The following is a 15283-nucleotide window of genomic DNA, read 5'->3' on the forward strand; positions in this document are numbered from 1 at the left end:
TTGTACTGAGGTTGTGTCAGAGAGAATTAATTTCTACTTATTTATCAGGTCGTTGGCATTGATTTCGGTCAGAGGCACGGGATAGAAGGCATGCTTCGTCTCGTCGAATCCGGCGCGTCCGGCGCTTGCCAGTGCCGATGCCAGCTTGCCCCAACGGCGTAGGTCGTACCAGCGCCAGTTTTCCAGCGGAAACTCGATCATGCGCTCGTGCTCTATCTGCGCACGCACTTCGGCTTGCGAAGTACCTTTCATGGCAGGCATGTCGCCGTGCACGCTTCTCACCTCGTTAATCAGAGGGATGGCTTGTTCGGGGTGCCCCTGTTCGTTCAGCACCTCGGCTTTCATCAGCAATACGTTGGCGTAGCGCATCAAGGGGATGTTGATGGCGCAGTAGTTGTTGCTTAGCCCTTCATGGTCGGTAGGCATGAATTTGCGGAATGCCGGGCGGTTGTTACCCTCGAACCAGTCGTTGTAGTTGCGTCCGTATACGCGGCCTTTGCCATCGTTGTAGTAATCGCATTGGAAGAAGATGGTTTCGTATAGGCGTGAGTCGTAACGGCCGGTGGAGGCAGTTTTGCCCTCTTTTATGAATTCGTCCATCAAGACACTACTCGGAAGTATCTCATCCCATCCCCAAAGTTCCGATACGCCTATCCAGCGGTGAAGCTGGGTGCGGTAGTTGGCTCCGTTGGCACTGCTCATCGAAGTCTGCAACTCAAAGACGGACTCCTTACTGTTCTTGTTGGTGGCGTCGAACATGCTTGAGAATTTCTTGACGAGCTCGTAGCCGGTCACCTTGTTCAAGGCATCGAGAGCCAAAGTCAAATACTCCGACTTTTTCTCCGGTTCTTCGTAGGCACGTGTCAGGTAAGACAGTCCCAGATAGGCATAGGCTGCCCCGCAGGTGGCGCGTCCCAAGTTGTCGTTGTCGTAGGAGGCGGGCAGAGCCGCGGCCTGTTTCAGGTCTTCGATGATGAAATCCCATGCGTCGGGGCGCGAAGAGAGTGCTTTGTTCAGTTCTGCCTGACCGGTGATATATTTATCGCGGATGATGATTTCCTTCCAGTTCAGCAGCAGTTTCAGGTGGTAGTAGGCACGCAGGAAGTGTCCCTCATTTACGATTTGGCTACGCATGGCGGGGGCAATGGAACCTTCCTTCATGGCTGTCACCTTCTCTATCACCTGATTGGCGAAGCTGGCGCCTTTGTAGTTGTTCCACCAGTAGTTGCTGAACTGCGAGTTACCGTTGGTATAGGTGAAGTTGTACAGCTCCAGCCAATTGGGATAGTTGCGTGCGTCGTTGCCCATGTTGACGATGTCTTCGCGATAAGCCTCAACGGGCCACTTCACTTCGGCGAACTCCCAAGTGTCGATGTAATATTCCAACTGTGAATAGGCAGCCGAAATGCCGGCTTGCGCATCGTTCTCATTACGCCAGAAACTGCCCGAAGTAAGTTGGTCGGGCGACTCCAAGGTTAAATAATCGTCGCACGAGCCTGTCAGGAGCGATGCGAAACAAAGGCCGGCTATGTATATTGCTTTTTTCATTTTCATATCGTATTAATTTGGTTAGAATGTTAGTTGTGCACCCAGTGTGAACGAACGGGTAAACGGATAAATCAGCTTGTCGATACCGGTGTTCAGCACACTTGCACGCGAGAATTCGGGGTCGATGCCGTCGTAGCCGGTGATGGTGAAAAGGTTTTCGCCGCTTACGTAGAAGCGCAGTTTCTCGATGAACACTTTCTGCATCATGGCTTTCGGCAGGGTATATCCCAGTTGCAACTGGCGCAGGCGAATGAAGTCGCCCTTCTCGATGAAACGGTCGGATTCCTTCAGGTTGCCGTTGGGGTCGTTGAAGATGGCACGGGGCACGTTGGTATTTGTGTGCTGAGGCGTCCACGCATCGAGCGACGAAGCAAGGAAGTTGGAGCCGGAGTTCATGCCTTCATAGAAGTATTTATTTCCGTTGTAGAGCTTGTGTCCCCATGCGCTGCCCAATACGAAAGAAAGGTCGAAACCTTTGTAGCCGGCAGAGAAATTGAGGTTGACTTCCAGCGTGGGGATGCCCGAACCGCAATACACCTTGTCGTCATCGTCGATGGAACCGTCACCGTTCGTATCGGCAAAACGGATGTCGCCGGCATCGGCAAAGGGCTGATACTCTTTACCATCCGCATTTTTGTATTGTCGGGCTTCGGCGTTACTTTGAAACAAGCCTTCGGTCTTGTAGAGATAGAATGCGCCGATGGGTTGGCCCACGCGCGTCTGGGTGGGGAAGTGTTCGCTTCCGTATTTCAGACCCTCGCCATAGAGCACCTGGCTCTTGTCTGCCAGTTCCACCACCTTATTATTTGTGGTGCTGAGGTTCATGCCTACGCTGTAGTCTAATCCGCCTTTCGAGTCGGTCCAATTCAGCTCGACCTCGACACCGGAGTTGCGTATTTTGCCTACATTCAGAATGGGGTTGTTCAGACCGGCAGAGGGTGGGAGCGCTTTGGTTATCAGCAGTTCTTCGGTCTGGTTGTAATAGTAGTTCAAGGCTCCGGTCAGCTTGTTGTCGAAGAAGCCGAAGTCAAGTCCGATGTTCTTCGTGTCGGTGGTTTCCCACTTCAACGAACGGTTTTCCAGTCCACGGGCGATGCTTCCCGTCCATGCGTTGTCTCCGTTGCCTTTCACATATCCCTGATACTTGGTGTTGTAGGTCGAAATCAAGGCAAGGAAATCGTAAAATCCCAGAGCATTCTCGTTGCCCAGCCGTCCCCAACTGGCACGGAGCTTCAGGTTGTTCAGCGCAATGTCTTTCGGGAAGAACGCCTCTTCGCTGATTCTCCAGCCCACGGCCACCGACGGGAAGAAGCCCCAACGGTTGTCCGCACCGAACTTGGAAGAGCCGTCGCTGCGCACGGTAGCCTGCACGAGGTAGCGGTTATTGTAGTTGTAGTTCACGCGTCCGAAGAAAGACACCCGTCTGTAATCCCATTTGCTTCCGCTTCCGTCGAAAGTGCCGCCCGCACCTGCTCCTACGGTAGAGAAGCCTGAGTCGAGGAAGCCGCCGGGTTGTTCGCCTATCACTAACTGCCCGTCTTCCACCTTGTAAGTGGTGGTTTTGCCTTCCACGCCTACCGAGTGCCAAGTATATCTGCGGGCCATGGTCGACGTACCTGCCACTGCGTTGACAGTGTGCTTGCCAAACTCCTTGTTGAAGCTCAACAGGTTTTCCCATACGTGTTCTTCCCAGTAAGCTGAAGTCTCGCTGTGGTACGGGTAGTCACGTTTCGATTTTACGTCGGCTATATAAGTCGGTGTGTGGTAAGTCTGGCGTTGATGTTCTCCCCGGTATGCATAGCTTGTTTTAAAGCTGAGCCATTTCGTGAAGTTGGCGGTCAGGGCTATGTTGGCGCTGGTATGATAGCGTTTGTCGGTCGACTTTTCGTAATGATGGTCGGCCATCACGTTTCGGTTGTTTGGCAGGTTGTCGAAGTTGGTCAGGCCGAAACCGTACTTCTCGTCTTTGTTATAGATAGGTACTAACGGAGAAATCATATACATCTCTTTCAGTTGGTACTCCGGCTGTTTGCTGTCAGTGAACTTGAAAGCCATGTTGGCGTCTATGTCGAAGATATACTTGCTTGTGTGCAGTTTTAGGCGGGCGTTATCCTGCCGGTAGTCATTGCCCAGGAAGATTCCTTTGTCGTCGGCATGGTTGTACGACACCGAATACTGTGTGTTTTCGCCGCCCCCTCTGATGCTGACCATATAGTTCTGCGACAGACCCGTGCGCAACATGGCTTTCTGCCAGTCGGTATCGATGCCTGTATTCTTGGTCATGTAAGGTTCGAGTTCCATCAACTGTTTTTTCCATACGCCTTCGTTCTCGGCGTCGTATTGCGATTTGTGGTTCTCTACGTGCGAGTTCCAGTTTTCATACATTTGCGTATGCACTTTCTTGTACTGATCGGCATTCAGCAAGTCGAGCTTCTTTGCCACATCCGTCATGCTGACATATGCGCTGAAGTCTATTTTGGTTTCGCCTTTCTTTCCGTTCTTCGTAGTCACGATGATGACGCCGTTGGCTGCCACCGAACCGTAGATGGCTGCTGCCGCGCCGTCTTTCAACACCTCCATCGCCTGAATGTCCTGCGGGTTCACCGAGTTGATGTCGCCGGGAAAACCGTCGATGATGTAAAGAGGCTCGTTATCGCCGAAGGTTTTCACACCGCGGATTTTCACCTGCACGCCTGCACCGGCATTACCTCCGGACTTCATGATGTTTACGCCCGCAATTTTTCCTTGCAGTGCTTCGGCCGGATTGGTGGTAGTGCGTTTGGACAGTTCTTCCACATCGACGGAAGAGATGGCTCCCGTCATATCGCTTTTCTTCATTGTGCCGTAGCCTATCACGACCACTTCGTCCAGCATTCCGGCGTCTTCTTTCAATACCACTTTCAGGGTATTGCGTCCGTTCAGTGGTATCTCTTGAGCAGTATAGCCCACATAAGAGATGATGATGGTTGCATTGGACGAAACGTACAGGGTGAAGTTTCCGTCAATGTCCGTAATCACTCCGTTCGTCGTTCCTTTTTCCAATACGCTGGCACCGATGATGCTTTCACCGGTTGCATCGGTCACGTTACCCGTCAGCCGGATGGCTTGTGCCAATGCGCTTATGGGCAACATAGAAGCAAAGAAGAAAAGCAGCAGAGTCGCTCTTTCTTTAAAGTAGTTACTTTTATTCATGTGAATAAGTTTTTAAGGTTAATATTCTTGTTTCTCACGATGCTAAGTTATTAAGCATAAGCGTGAAAAAACAAATAAAAGTATCTACAAGAGAACTACAAATGCTGCTTATTCTTTGTTTTATAATCTACAGCTGTTAATGTAAATAGTTGATTAATAGTATATAATTATTTGCTTGTATGCCTACAAATCATGAAAGCCGAGGCTCGGGCCGTAAATAACGCTTTATGTGCTCCGCCGCCTCTTTCTTTTTTTTATTGATTGTACTTCTTGTATTCCTCATCCGTCACCGCTTCGCACCATTCGGTACTTGTGCCCTCGGCAGGAACGGCGATGGCAATGTGTTGAAACCAACTATCCCGGGCTGCTCCGTGCCAATGTTTTACCTCGGCAGGAATGTTCACTACGTCACCGGGCTTGAGTGCGCGTGCCGGTTCGCCCCATGCCTGATACCAACCGCGACCGCCGACACAAATAAGGAGTTGTCCGCCTTTGTGGTGTATGTGCCAGTTGTTGCGGCAACCCGGCTCAAACGTTACGTTATGCAACGGTAAAGTGCCTTCGGTAAGAGGGGCGAGGTAACTGTTGCCAATAAAATATTTGGCGTAGGCAGTGTTGAGCTCGCCTTTGGGGAATATCATGTCTTCGATGGGTTCGCCTCCTGCAAACGGTTCGCCGAAAACTTCGGCGATAGTTCTGTCTGCGCGATAAGCCTCCAAGTCGCCCGCTTTTTGCCGCAAGGCTTGTGGGATGGCGCGGATAGCTGTGTCCGAAAGTCCCATGTTGCGAGCGCCGCGGACGTGCGAAGCCAATTGCGGCTCAACTCCTTTCAGTCCGCACAACGCACTGATTGTGACGAGTTCGCGCTCGGCAAACGAGAGGTTGTTGCGGACGAAGATGTCACCGAATAGATGGGCTTTGAGATAATAATCTGTTGCGGGCGCAAAATCGTAATTGAAAGGTTTGCCTCCCGTAAGCAGAGTCTGCACTTCCGTGCCGTGTTTCAAGGCATTATAGTCTTCCGGCAATGGTTCGGCATCTTTTCCCTCGTCGTCTTTGATGCCTTCAGCCCTTCGCGCTTCCAAGGTTCGTTGCAGCACACTGAGCCCGTTCAGGCTGCGGGGGAAGCCCGTATAGGCATACAATTGCGACAGAGCCTCTTTGATTTGATTGACGGTCAGTCCGTTATCCAATCCTTCGTGAATGGCCTGTGCCAGTCCGTCAACATCTCCTTTGGCTTCCAGACAGGCTATGGCCGCCATGTCCTACCATTTTCGGTCTAATGTTTCCATTACATTCATTGTCTGATTGTTTTTTATTTCTTTCTGTGCGCAGGCGGTTGTACTGACGGCCGCTATTGCAAAAATTGTCAGTATAATCTTTTTCATGGCTTTTACTGCGGTGCGAATGATTTGTGAAACAAAGGCGTTGCATTATCTCATTTCAATATCCCAGTCCCTTGAGCCACTTTACCACCTTTGCCTTTTCTGTCCTCACCTCGTGTCCGTAGATGGCGAATGCGCCGGTAACCTTGGCGCGCGGATATTGCTTCTTCACGTCTTCGACCGTGCTTGCAAGTCCGCTGCCTTCGTGGGTGGTGAATGGTATGAGTGTCTTGCCGTTGAGGTCGTGTTTTTTGAAGAAGCTGAACATGACCTGCGGATAAGTGCCCCACCATATCGGGCCACCGATGAAAATCACATCATATTCGCCGATGTTGCTTATCGAGCCTTTGAATGCAGGCAGTTCTCCACTCTTCTTCTCCGCCTGTGCCACCTTTATCAGTTCCGAATAGGGCATGTCGTAGCTCTTTTCGGCTACTATTTCAAAGACATCGGCTCCGGTCTGTTCTTTGATGTAATCGGCCACAATCTTAGTGTTGCCTTCTTTGATATTTCCTACTGCATAGTTATCTCCCGCATGCGAGAAGAATACTATCAATGCTTTTCCTTTTTCCATTTCGTTTTCCTGTTTTTCGCTTCCGTTGCATGCCACGGACGTCAGCAATGCGGCCACAACGGTTATGATTCTCGATAATTTCATAAGATAGTCGGATTATAAGATAGTCGGATTATGGGTTATTTTCATTTATTCATATCAGAGTTGTCGCCATCCCATAAACATTTTCACGGTTTCGGGGTCGTTATGGTCGAAGAACACACTCCTGGCGAGGTCAAGGGCCTTGATGCGTTCCATCTCGTCGGGTGTCAACTCGAAATCGTAGATGCTGAAGTTCTCTTCCATACGGTTACGATGGGTGGACTTGGGAATGATGATGACGTCGCGCTGCGTAAGGTAGCGAAGAGCCACTTGTGCCACACTCTTGCCATGTGCCTTGCCGATTTCTTCTAACACCGGGTTGGTGAAGAGGCCGTTGCGTCCCTCGGCAAGCGGTCCCCACGACATGGTATGCGTGCCGAATTCATCCATGTATTTCTTGGCTTTGATTTGCTGGCAGAAGACGTGTGTTTCTACCTGGTTCACTGCCGGTACGATTTCGACATTGCTTGCAAGGTCGATGAAATGGTTCGGTTGGAAGTTACTCACGCCGATGGCCCGCAACTTGCCTTCCCGATAGCCCTCTTCCAAAGCGCGGTAGGCTCCGTAGTAGTCGCAAAAAGGCTGATGGAGCAGCATGAGGTCGATGTATTCGGTCTGCAACCGCCGCAGGCTCTCGTCGATGCTTGCCTTGGCGCGTTCATAGCCATAGTGGCTGATCCATATTTTGGACACCAGAAAGACCTCACTGCGGGCAATGCCGCTCTTCTTCACCGCTGCACCCACACCCTCCTCGTTGTGATACGCCTGTGCCGTATCTACCATCCGATATCCTGCACCGAGTGCGTCGCTCACACAACGTTCGGCTTCTGTCGGGTTCACTTGATATACCCCATAGCCCGATTGGGGCATCTTCACTCCGTTGTTTAAAGTTACATACTTCATTTTTTTCTTTTTTTGGTTTTACGATTACAAAGTTACGGCGTTTGATTTATTACATTGTTTCACAAAACACCTCGAAAATGTCACATTTCACGCAAATCGTTCACCTGATACCGGAATATTGCTTAACTTTGGCGTATGAACGGGAATAATGAGTTGGACTTTGTGTTTTCCACAGACTTTCTGCAAATCAACGACAAGCGCTTCTATCGTTGGTGCGTGCACCTGATTTGCCTCGACGGCGAGGGCAGCTTCGTGTTCAACGAACGTTGTTGGCATATCTGTCGTAACGATATAGCCATCCTGATTCTGCCCGACAAGGTGTGTAACCTTGCGCCCCATCCCGACCTGCGGGTAGAGTTCTTCGCCGCTCCGCTCAAATTCCTGAACGCTCAGCTTCCGGCCAACAACTTCGGTATAGGTGGCGGCATCACGCTTTACAATAATCCGGTCATTCCCGTTTGCGAAGAAGATGCCCGGAAGTTCACGGACGACATTCACCGGCTTCGCGACCGTATGGCCGACACCTCTCACTTGTTTTACCGCGAGCTGATGGGCAGCCTGTGCCAAACGATGATGTACGACCTCTTCGACTTCCACGCCAAGTACTACGGAGCGCGGGAATCGACCGACCGCCGTAGTTTTATCGTGAAAGAGTTGATGCAACTGTTGCAGACCGGCATCAGCCGCACCGAGCGAGACGTAGCCTACTATGCCGACCGCCTTCATGTTACACCCAAATATCTTTCGGACACCGTGCGTCGAACCACGGGCAGCAGTGTCACATCTTTCATCGACCGCTATACCATCCCGATGCTCAAAGGCTTTCTTGAAGACGAGCACTTGTCGCTCACCCAAATTGCCGACATCATGAACTTTGCCTCACTTTCCTACTTCAGCCGCTATGTATCGAAGCATTTGGGAATGTCGCCCAGTCAATACCGGTTGAGTTTGCAGCCGGAGAAGCAGTGAAGCGGAGAAGCAGTGAAGGGTGATGGCGGCGGCACGATCCAGAGTCTCCTTGTCGAAGCAGAGAAGCAGTGAAGTAGTGAAGCCGGAGAAGCAGTGAAGCGGAGAAACCGGAGAAGCAGTGAAGGGTGATGGCGGTGGCACGATCCAGAATCTCCTTGTCGAAGCAGAGAAGCCGGAGAAGCAGTGAAGCAGAGAAGGGCAACCTTCAGTGCACCAAGCAGTTTGGGTGCAGAAGCGGAGAAGCAGTGAAGCAGTGAAGCAGAGAAGCAGTGAAGCGGAGGGGGGGGTAGAATAAATATGGCCGGCCGGTTATATGTGTTGCAGATAGTCGGCCAGGTCTTCTTCCGAAGAAAGGTTGAGCGACTTGCGCAAGCGATAGCGGTTCATGTTGATGGTCTTCGGCGTGGTGCCGGTCAGCATGGATATCTCTTTGGTGGAGAGGTTCACCCTTAGCAATGTGGCAAGATACTTTTCGCCTTGCGTCAGTTTGGGATGGAGGGCAACGAGACGTTGCAGAAACTCCTTGTTCTTGTCCTCCACGTTCGTCAGTACGGCGCTGTTGGCCTTGTCTCCGCTTTGGCACTGGCCGATGAAGGCATTCACCTTTTTCAGATGGGGGATGAGAAGTTGGTTGTCCATCTTATACCCCTCTTTTATCATTTCGCGTATCTTGTCCAGCAGTTCGTTGCGGCTTCTGAGGAATACGGCGAAACTCATGGCCTCCTGCCGGCTGGTGTTGAGTGCGTTTTGTACGTGCTCCAGTTCCAGCTCCTGCTGATGCAGCTTCAGTTCGGAGACCTCGCGCTCCGACAGCTCAAGCCGGTAGCGTGCCTTTACCAATTGCAGGTCTTTCCTGCGTTTATACCATTTATAAAGAAAGATGCAGAAAGCCACGCCCAGCAGCAGGACACTGCCCAGCAGCCAGACGTTGCGCTTCAGCAGCTCTATCCTGTAAGCCTGCTCCTGCAACTCGGTGGCATACTTCTGGTCTTGATATCTTTTGTAGGAGATTTCCAGCTCGATGTTGCGCAGCTTGTTGCTGCTTTGCAACTCCTTGCTCAGGTGATACATCTTGTCCAGAGCCTCGTAGGCTTTGGCAAAATCGCCTATGGCGGCATACACCATGGAGGAATACTCGCAGTTGTCGCAAATCAGCTCGCGGGCGCCGATGTTGTGGGCATATTCATGCGCTTTCTGCAAGGCTTCCAGCGCCTTGTCGTACTGCCGGCCGTAGTAATATTGTTTTGCCATGTTGTTATAGTTCTCGCCCAGCGACCATTGCGCATCCAGATTCTTGTTGATGACGATGGCCTCCTGAATGAAGGAGAGTTTCTCTTCCGTGTTTCCTTGATACAGGCAGAGGTTGTTCAGATTGGTGGCTATCTCCTTCAGGTTGCGCTGGGCGCGGTTGATGGCCAATGCTCTCTGAAAGAACCGTTCGGCCACGGCAAACTCGTTGAGGAAGTGGTGCATCACTCCGCGCTCGTTGTAGCACCCGGCTATGGAGGTGGAGTCGCCGATGGATTTAAAGATGGAGGTGGCCTTGTCGTTCAGCTCGATGGCCTTGTTGTAGTCGCCCAGTTTGCTATACACACGTCCCATGAGAGAGTAGAGGCAGGCGTTCTGTCTTTTGTTGGAGGGATGGATGTACTTCTGCGTGTCATACAGGTTTTTGATGCTTAAATCGAAGTTGCCCAGCAGTTGCTCTGCCTGACAGTAGAGCAGCATGGCTTGTGCGCGGACCTCGTTCGGCTCGTCTTCGGGGAACAGGGCAGAGGCTTGGGAGGCATAATAAGAGGCTTGCTTAGGATTGTTGTACAAGTATTTCTGCGCTTGTCCGATCAGGGTCCGGGCTTGTTTTATATCTTGGCTTTGCAGGGATGTCGTTGCACACAGAAGGCATGCGAGTAATAAATAAAAGGCTTTCTTCATCGTCTCGTCTTGTTTTTGCAAATTTAATTATTTCTTCTCAAAACTCCCGCCTGCCTCTGAAAAGATTTGGAAACGGTGCTTGGCGAGGGCATCCCGTCCCTCGGTGGCCGCCACTGTTCCGCTGCCTCTGAGAAGATTTGGAAACGGTACTTGGCGAGTTCAGGATAATTAATTTCTGGATAGGCACTTGTCTTCCCGTTTTTTTTGGGGGGGGATATGTGCAAGCAGTTATCTCCGGCTTGCTGTCGGAGAGACGGCATGCGGTAATACGAAGGTTGTACGCTGACCGCAGTCGTAAATGAATGGGGGGGGAAACAATTTGTGATACATTCTTGATATCATCTTGAAGGTGTGACCTCATAAAGATGCCGATGCTTTCAGCTATGACATTTGGATATTCAGCTATGACATTCGGATATATAGCTATGACATTCGGATATATGGCTATGGCATTCGGATATTATAGTATATGGATATATAGTATACGTATATAGGATAAAAACATGGATGAGAATAGGTAGTCTTTTTGTTCTTGATTACTGTGGAATCTCTGTTCGCACACTGCGAACGTCCGTTCGCGCACTGCGAACATAAATCCGCGCACTGCGGATATCCGTTCGCAGTGCGCGAACAGAGATTTTGTTTACTGAAAAGCCAACTTCTCTCCTTGATGAGATTAAGTTTTTTCCTTGACCGGCTCAACTTTTCTCTTTGACGCCGAGATAGGTTGCGATAGGAGTTTGAAACGCCAATCGGTAGGGGGGAGGAGGCAAATGGCACTCAGGTTTCAACATTTATAGGTTACGGATAGAAGTTTGAGACGCCAACCGGTAGGGGGAGGAGGCAAATAGTACTCAGGTTTCAATATTTATAGGTTGCGGATAGGAGTTTGAAACGCCGGTCAATAGGGGGCTGTGCACATCATATATATTGTACACATTATACATATTTATATATAAAGCGACTACCCTTTAAAAAAACCGAACCGGGTTGCGATATTTCGCCGTTCGGCTTTTTTTAAAGGGTAGTCGCACATGTCAGAAGATACCTCCGGTGGTGGTGGGGGTATTCTGTCGGGATTGCTTATCCGGCATTATTTCTGCAAAATAGCCATTGTGTCGGAGGCAATCATCAGTTCTTCGTCGGTGGGGATTACCACTACTTTTACTTTGGAGTCGGCGGATGAGATGACGGCTTCTTCACCGCGAACCTTGTTCTTTTCGGCATCCAGCTTCACGCCCATGTATTCCAGTCCTCCGCAGGCTCCCCAACGGGCGCTGGCCTGATTTTCGCCCACACCGCCGGTGAAGACAATGATGTCCGCGCCGCCCAATGCGGCCGCATAGGCGCCGATATATTTCTTGATGCGATAGAAGTACATCTCTTCGGCCAGGATGGCTTTCGGGTTGCCGGCTGCCACGGCGTTTTCCAGGTCGCGCATGTCGCTGGACTCGCCGAAGATGCCCAGCACACCGCTTTTCTTGTTCAGGAGGTTGGACACTCCGTTTGCGTCCAAGCCTTCCTTTTCCATGATGAAGGCGACGGCGCCCGCGTCGATGTCGCCGCTACGGGTTCCCATCATCAGGCCTTCGAGCGGGGTGAGCCCCATGCTGGTATCTATGCACCGGCCGTCTTTGACGGCACTGATGGAGGCTCCGTTGCCGATGTGGCAGGTGATTATCTTTTTCCCTTGCGGCTGCACTCCCAGGAACTCGCAGACGCGTTGCGACACATAGCGGTGGGAGGTGCCGTGGAAGCCGTAACGGCGCACGCCGTACTTCTCGTAAAGCTCGTAGGGCACGGCGTATAGATAGGCGTGCTTCGGCATGGTCTGATGGAAAGCGGTGTCGAACACGCCGATTTGAGGAACATCGGGCAAGATGGCCGATATGGCGTTTACGCCTTTCAGGTTGGCCGGGTTGTGGAGCGGGGCCAGGTCGTTGCAAGCGGTAAAGGCGGCCAGCACTTCGGGCGTCAGCTGCACGGATTGGCTGAACTTTTCGCCTCCGTGCACCATGCGGTGGCCTACGGCGTCGATTTCGTCCAAGGACTTGATGGCGCCGTATTCGGGGCCGGTTAAGGTGTTCAGGATAAATTCCACGCCTACGGTATGTTCGGGGATGGCTTTCTCCAGAATCTTCTTCCCGCCTCCGGGCAGGGTTATCTTCAGGAATGAGTCTTTCAAGCCTATTTTCTCTATTCCGCCTTGTGCGATAACTTCTTTCGTATCCATGTCGAACAACTTGTATTTGATGGACGAGCTACCGCAGTTCAATACTAAGATTTTCATGTCGATATATCAGATTTTAATGTTATTCGGGTTTTTGTTTGGCAGCAATGGCCTGATTGGCCGTGATGGCAATCATGCGATAGACGTCTTCGATGGAGCAGCCGCGCGAGAGGTCGTTTACCGGGCGGGCGATGCCTTGCAGGATGGGGCCTACGGCATCGGCGTGTCCCAGGCGCTGTACCAGTTTGTAGGAGATGTTGCCTACCTCGAGGCTGGGGACAATCAGCACGTTGGCGTTGCCGGCAATCTTTGAGCCCGGCGCCTTGCTTGCGCCTACTTCGGGAACCAGTGCCGCGTCTGCCTGCAACTCGCCGTCGATGGCCAATTTAGGATCCATTTCTTTGGCTATCTTCAAGGCTTCTACCACCTTGTCCACCACTTCGTGCTTGGCGGAGCCTTTGGTGGAGAAGCTGAGCAGCGCTACCTTCGGGTTCATGCCCACAACGGCTTTCGCCGTACGTGCCGTACAGACTGCAATCTCGGCCAGCTGTGCGGCGTCGGGCACGGGGGTGACGGCCACGTCGCCCATCACCAGTATGCCGTTCTTGCCATATTCGGGGGCGTGTGTCAGCAACAGCATGGCGCCGGAAACGCAGGTGATGCCGGGGGTGGTTTTGATAATCTGCAAAGCCGGACGAAGCACGTCGCCGGTGGTGTTGCGGGCGCCTGCCAACTGGCCGTCGGCATCGCCGTTCTTTATAATCAGGCAGCCCAGATAGAGGGGGTTGAGCACCAGTTTGCGGGCTTCTTCGATGGTCATGCCTTTCTTTTTGCGAAGCTCGTACAGCAGCTGTGCATATTCTTCTTTCTTGGGATGGTCTGCCGGATTGACGATGGTGGCTTTCTCGATGTTTCCCAATCCCCACTCTTGGGCGCAAGCGCGTATTTCTTCCGGATTTCCCAGAAGTATCAGATCTGCGATGCCGTCAGTCAGAATCTGGTTGGCGGCTTTCAAGGTACGCTCTTCCGTACCTTCGGGAAGAACAATGCGTTGGCGGTCGGCTTTCGCACGTTCAAGGATTTCATTGATTAATCTTTGCATGATATTTATGTGTATAACTAAGAATAGCGGTGTGTGTCATTCACTTCGCAAAAGTATAGTTTTTTGCAATATCAACATTGCAAAAAACTCTCTTTTTCCATGCTTGCTCTCATTTATTATAATATTTAACATTAAAAAGTAAGAGATGGAATGTGCTCGTACACATTGCCGCTCCAAGGCGGAGGGGGACATACAGCGGTTGTGCGATAAAAAAAGCAGACCGGCTGCAACAAGCAATGTGTAGAATGTCTACCTTTGCAACGTTTTTTCAACATATAATAATCAGTCGGTCTCCCGGAGACCTTGTTTTTATGATTCGTCAATGTGCCATCCTCTTCGGATGTTTAGCTTTGGGTGAGCTGGTCGTATTCGTCACAGGCGTCAAGTTGCCTTCCAGCATCATCGGTATGCTGTTGCTTACCTTGTTCTTGAAATTAGGTTGGATAAAGTTGCACTGGGTGCAGGGCATGTCCGACTTTCTGGTGGCCAATCTGGGTTTCTTCTTTGTGCCGCCCGGTGTAGCCTTGATGCTCTATTTCGATATTATCGCGGCCGAATTCTGGCCGATAGTCGTTGCTTCATTAGTCAGTACTCTGCTGGTGATTGTCGTCACCGGATGGGTTCATCAATTAACACGTAAAATCAAATGAGTTTCTTAGAAAACAACTTTTTCCTGTTGGCCGTCACCTTCGGAGTGTTTTTCTTTTCCAAACTGTTGCAAAAGAAAACCGGCATCATGCTGCTTAATCCCATTTTGCTGACAATCGGCATCCTCATCATCTTTCTGAAAACGGCGCATATCAGCTATGAGACCTACAACGAAGGGGGGCGCTTGATAGAGTTCTGGCTGAAACCCGCCGTCGTTGCCTTGGGAGTGCCTCTGTATCTTCAGCTGGAGACCATAAAGAAACAGTTGCTGCCCATCATCTTGTCTCAATTGGCGGGCTGCATCGTGGGTGTTGTTTCCGTGGTGCTGATAGCCAAACTGATGGGGGCTTCCGATGAAATCGTCTTTTCATTGGCTCCCAAGTCGGTAACCACGCCGATTGCAATGGAAGTGACCAAATCATTGGGCGGCATCCCTTCGCTGACTGCCGCCGTCGTGGTCAGCGTCGGTCTGCTTGGTGGCATATTGGGCTTCAAGACAATGAAGCTGACGGGTATAGGCAGCCCCATGGCTCAAGGCCTCTCGATGGGAGCCGCCGCTCATGCGGTAGGCACTTCCGCTGCCATGGAGATAAGTCGTAAGTACGGTGCATTCGCCGGTCTCGGCCTGACGCTGAACGGCATTTTCACGGCCTTGTTCACACCGGCCATTCTGCGTTTGCTGGGTTTGCTCTAACAAAACCCACCGTTTTTTTGTTATT

At 51.2% G+C, this 15283-nt stretch carries 12 protein-coding genes; 3 read left to right on the plus strand and 9 right to left on the minus strand.

From position 1 onward, the window contains the following. Positions 1-33 precede the first annotated feature (33 nt). The 6 genes from C4H11_RS09395 to C4H11_RS09415 all read right to left on the minus strand — a co-directional run bounded on the left by C4H11_RS09395 (position 34) and on the right by C4H11_RS09415 (position 7683). On the minus strand, positions 34-1548 hold the full coding sequence (locus C4H11_RS09395; RefSeq protein WP_106043308.1) for a RagB/SusD family nutrient uptake outer membrane protein: 1515 nt from the start codon (positions 1546-1548) through the stop codon (positions 34-36). Positions 1549-1569: 21 nt separating this feature from the next. Further along, positions 1570-4740, minus strand: a complete 3171-nt coding sequence (locus C4H11_RS09400) for a SusC/RagA family TonB-linked outer membrane protein (protein WP_106041474.1) — start codon at positions 4738-4740, stop codon at positions 1570-1572. Positions 4741-4994: 254 nt separating this feature from the next. Continuing rightward, positions 4995-6002, minus strand: a complete 1008-nt coding sequence (locus tag C4H11_RS09405; protein WP_106041477.1) for a carboxymuconolactone decarboxylase family protein — start codon at positions 6000-6002, stop codon at positions 4995-4997. A gap of 3 nt (positions 6003-6005) precedes the next feature. Then, the gene (locus tag C4H11_RS14605; RefSeq protein ID WP_262494814.1) at positions 6006-6128 is read right to left on the minus strand and encodes a hypothetical protein; all 123 of its coding nucleotides are present in this window, start codon (positions 6126-6128) and stop codon (positions 6006-6008) included. A 55-nt stretch (positions 6129-6183) separates the two neighbouring features. Further along, entirely contained in the window at positions 6184-6783 is a 600-nt protein-coding gene (locus C4H11_RS09410) for a flavodoxin (protein WP_106041479.1), read from the minus strand. A 54-nt stretch (positions 6784-6837) separates the two neighbouring features. Continuing rightward, positions 6838-7683, minus strand: a complete 846-nt coding sequence (locus C4H11_RS09415; protein WP_106041481.1) for an aldo/keto reductase — start codon at positions 7681-7683, stop codon at positions 6838-6840. 135 nt (positions 7684-7818) lie between these two features. On the opposite strand from C4H11_RS09415, the gene C4H11_RS09420 reads away from it, so the two are divergent. Next, positions 7819-8652, plus strand: a complete 834-nt coding sequence (locus tag C4H11_RS09420; protein WP_106041482.1) for a helix-turn-helix domain-containing protein — start codon at positions 7819-7821, stop codon at positions 8650-8652. 309 nt (positions 8653-8961) lie between these two features. On the opposite strand, the gene C4H11_RS09425 is transcribed toward C4H11_RS09420, so the two are convergent. The 3 genes from C4H11_RS09425 to pta all read right to left on the minus strand — a co-directional run bounded on the left by C4H11_RS09425 (position 8962) and on the right by pta (position 13916). Further along, entirely contained in the window at positions 8962-10584 is a 1623-nt protein-coding gene (locus C4H11_RS09425) for a tetratricopeptide repeat protein (RefSeq protein ID WP_106043310.1), read from the minus strand. A 1093-nt stretch (positions 10585-11677) separates the two neighbouring features. Continuing rightward, a complete protein-coding gene (locus tag C4H11_RS09430; protein WP_106041484.1) occupies positions 11678-12874 on the minus strand; it encodes an acetate kinase in 1197 nt (398 codons plus the stop codon). Positions 12875-12896: 22 nt separating this feature from the next. Continuing rightward, entirely contained in the window at positions 12897-13916 is a 1020-nt protein-coding gene (gene pta / locus C4H11_RS09435; RefSeq protein WP_106041486.1) for a phosphate acetyltransferase, read from the minus strand. Between the two features lie 311 nt (positions 13917-14227). Here pta and C4H11_RS09440 point away from each other — a divergent pair, with 311 nt between their 5' ends. Next, positions 14228-14566: a CidA/LrgA family protein gene (locus C4H11_RS09440; RefSeq protein ID WP_106043312.1), complete on the plus strand. Its 339-nt coding sequence runs from the start codon at positions 14228-14230 to the stop codon at positions 14564-14566. Then, a complete protein-coding gene (locus C4H11_RS09445) occupies positions 14563-15258 on the plus strand; it encodes an LrgB family protein (protein WP_106041488.1) in 696 nt (231 codons plus the stop codon). The genes C4H11_RS09440 and C4H11_RS09445 overlap by 4 nt, the downstream gene beginning before the upstream one ends. Positions 15259-15283 lie beyond the last annotated feature (25 nt).

Origin of the sequence: Bacteroides zoogleoformans (assembly GCF_002998435.1) — a bacterium.
In the GTDB taxonomy this organism is placed as follows: domain Bacteria; phylum Bacteroidota; class Bacteroidia; order Bacteroidales; family Bacteroidaceae; genus Bacteroides; species Bacteroides zoogleoformans.

What these genes read in the sequence shown, in the direction of transcription:
- C4H11_RS09395 (WP_106043308.1), bottom strand. Translation starts at nt 1,548, where the DNA reads ATGAAAAAAGCAATATACATAGCCGGCCTTTGTTTCGCATCGCTCCTG.
- C4H11_RS09400 (WP_106041474.1), bottom strand. Translation starts at nt 4,740, where the DNA reads ATGAATAAAAGTAACTACTTTAAAGAAAGAGCGACTCTGCTGCTTTTC.
- C4H11_RS09405 (WP_106041477.1), bottom strand. Translation starts at nt 6,002, where the DNA reads ATGGCGGCCATAGCCTGTCTGGAAGCCAAAGGAGATGTTGACGGACTG.
- C4H11_RS14605 (WP_262494814.1), bottom strand. Translation starts at nt 6,128, where the DNA reads ATGAAAAAGATTATACTGACAATTTTTGCAATAGCGGCCGTCAGTACA.
- C4H11_RS09410 (WP_106041479.1), bottom strand. Translation starts at nt 6,783, where the DNA reads ATGAAATTATCGAGAATCATAACCGTTGTGGCCGCATTGCTGACGTCC.
- C4H11_RS09415 (WP_106041481.1), bottom strand. Translation starts at nt 7,683, where the DNA reads ATGAAGTATGTAACTTTAAACAACGGAGTGAAGATGCCCCAATCGGGC.
- C4H11_RS09420 (WP_106041482.1), top strand. Translation starts at nt 7,819, where the DNA reads ATGAACGGGAATAATGAGTTGGACTTTGTGTTTTCCACAGACTTTCTG.
- C4H11_RS09425 (WP_106043310.1), bottom strand. Translation starts at nt 10,584, where the DNA reads ATGAAGAAAGCCTTTTATTTATTACTCGCATGCCTTCTGTGTGCAACG.
- C4H11_RS09430 (WP_106041484.1), bottom strand. Translation starts at nt 12,874, where the DNA reads ATGAAAATCTTAGTATTGAACTGCGGTAGCTCGTCCATCAAATACAAG.
- pta (WP_106041486.1), bottom strand. Translation starts at nt 13,916, where the DNA reads ATGCAAAGATTAATCAATGAAATCCTTGAACGTGCGAAAGCCGACCGC.
- C4H11_RS09440 (WP_106043312.1), top strand. Translation starts at nt 14,228, where the DNA reads ATGATTCGTCAATGTGCCATCCTCTTCGGATGTTTAGCTTTGGGTGAG.
- C4H11_RS09445 (WP_106041488.1), top strand. Translation starts at nt 14,563, where the DNA reads ATGAGTTTCTTAGAAAACAACTTTTTCCTGTTGGCCGTCACCTTCGGA.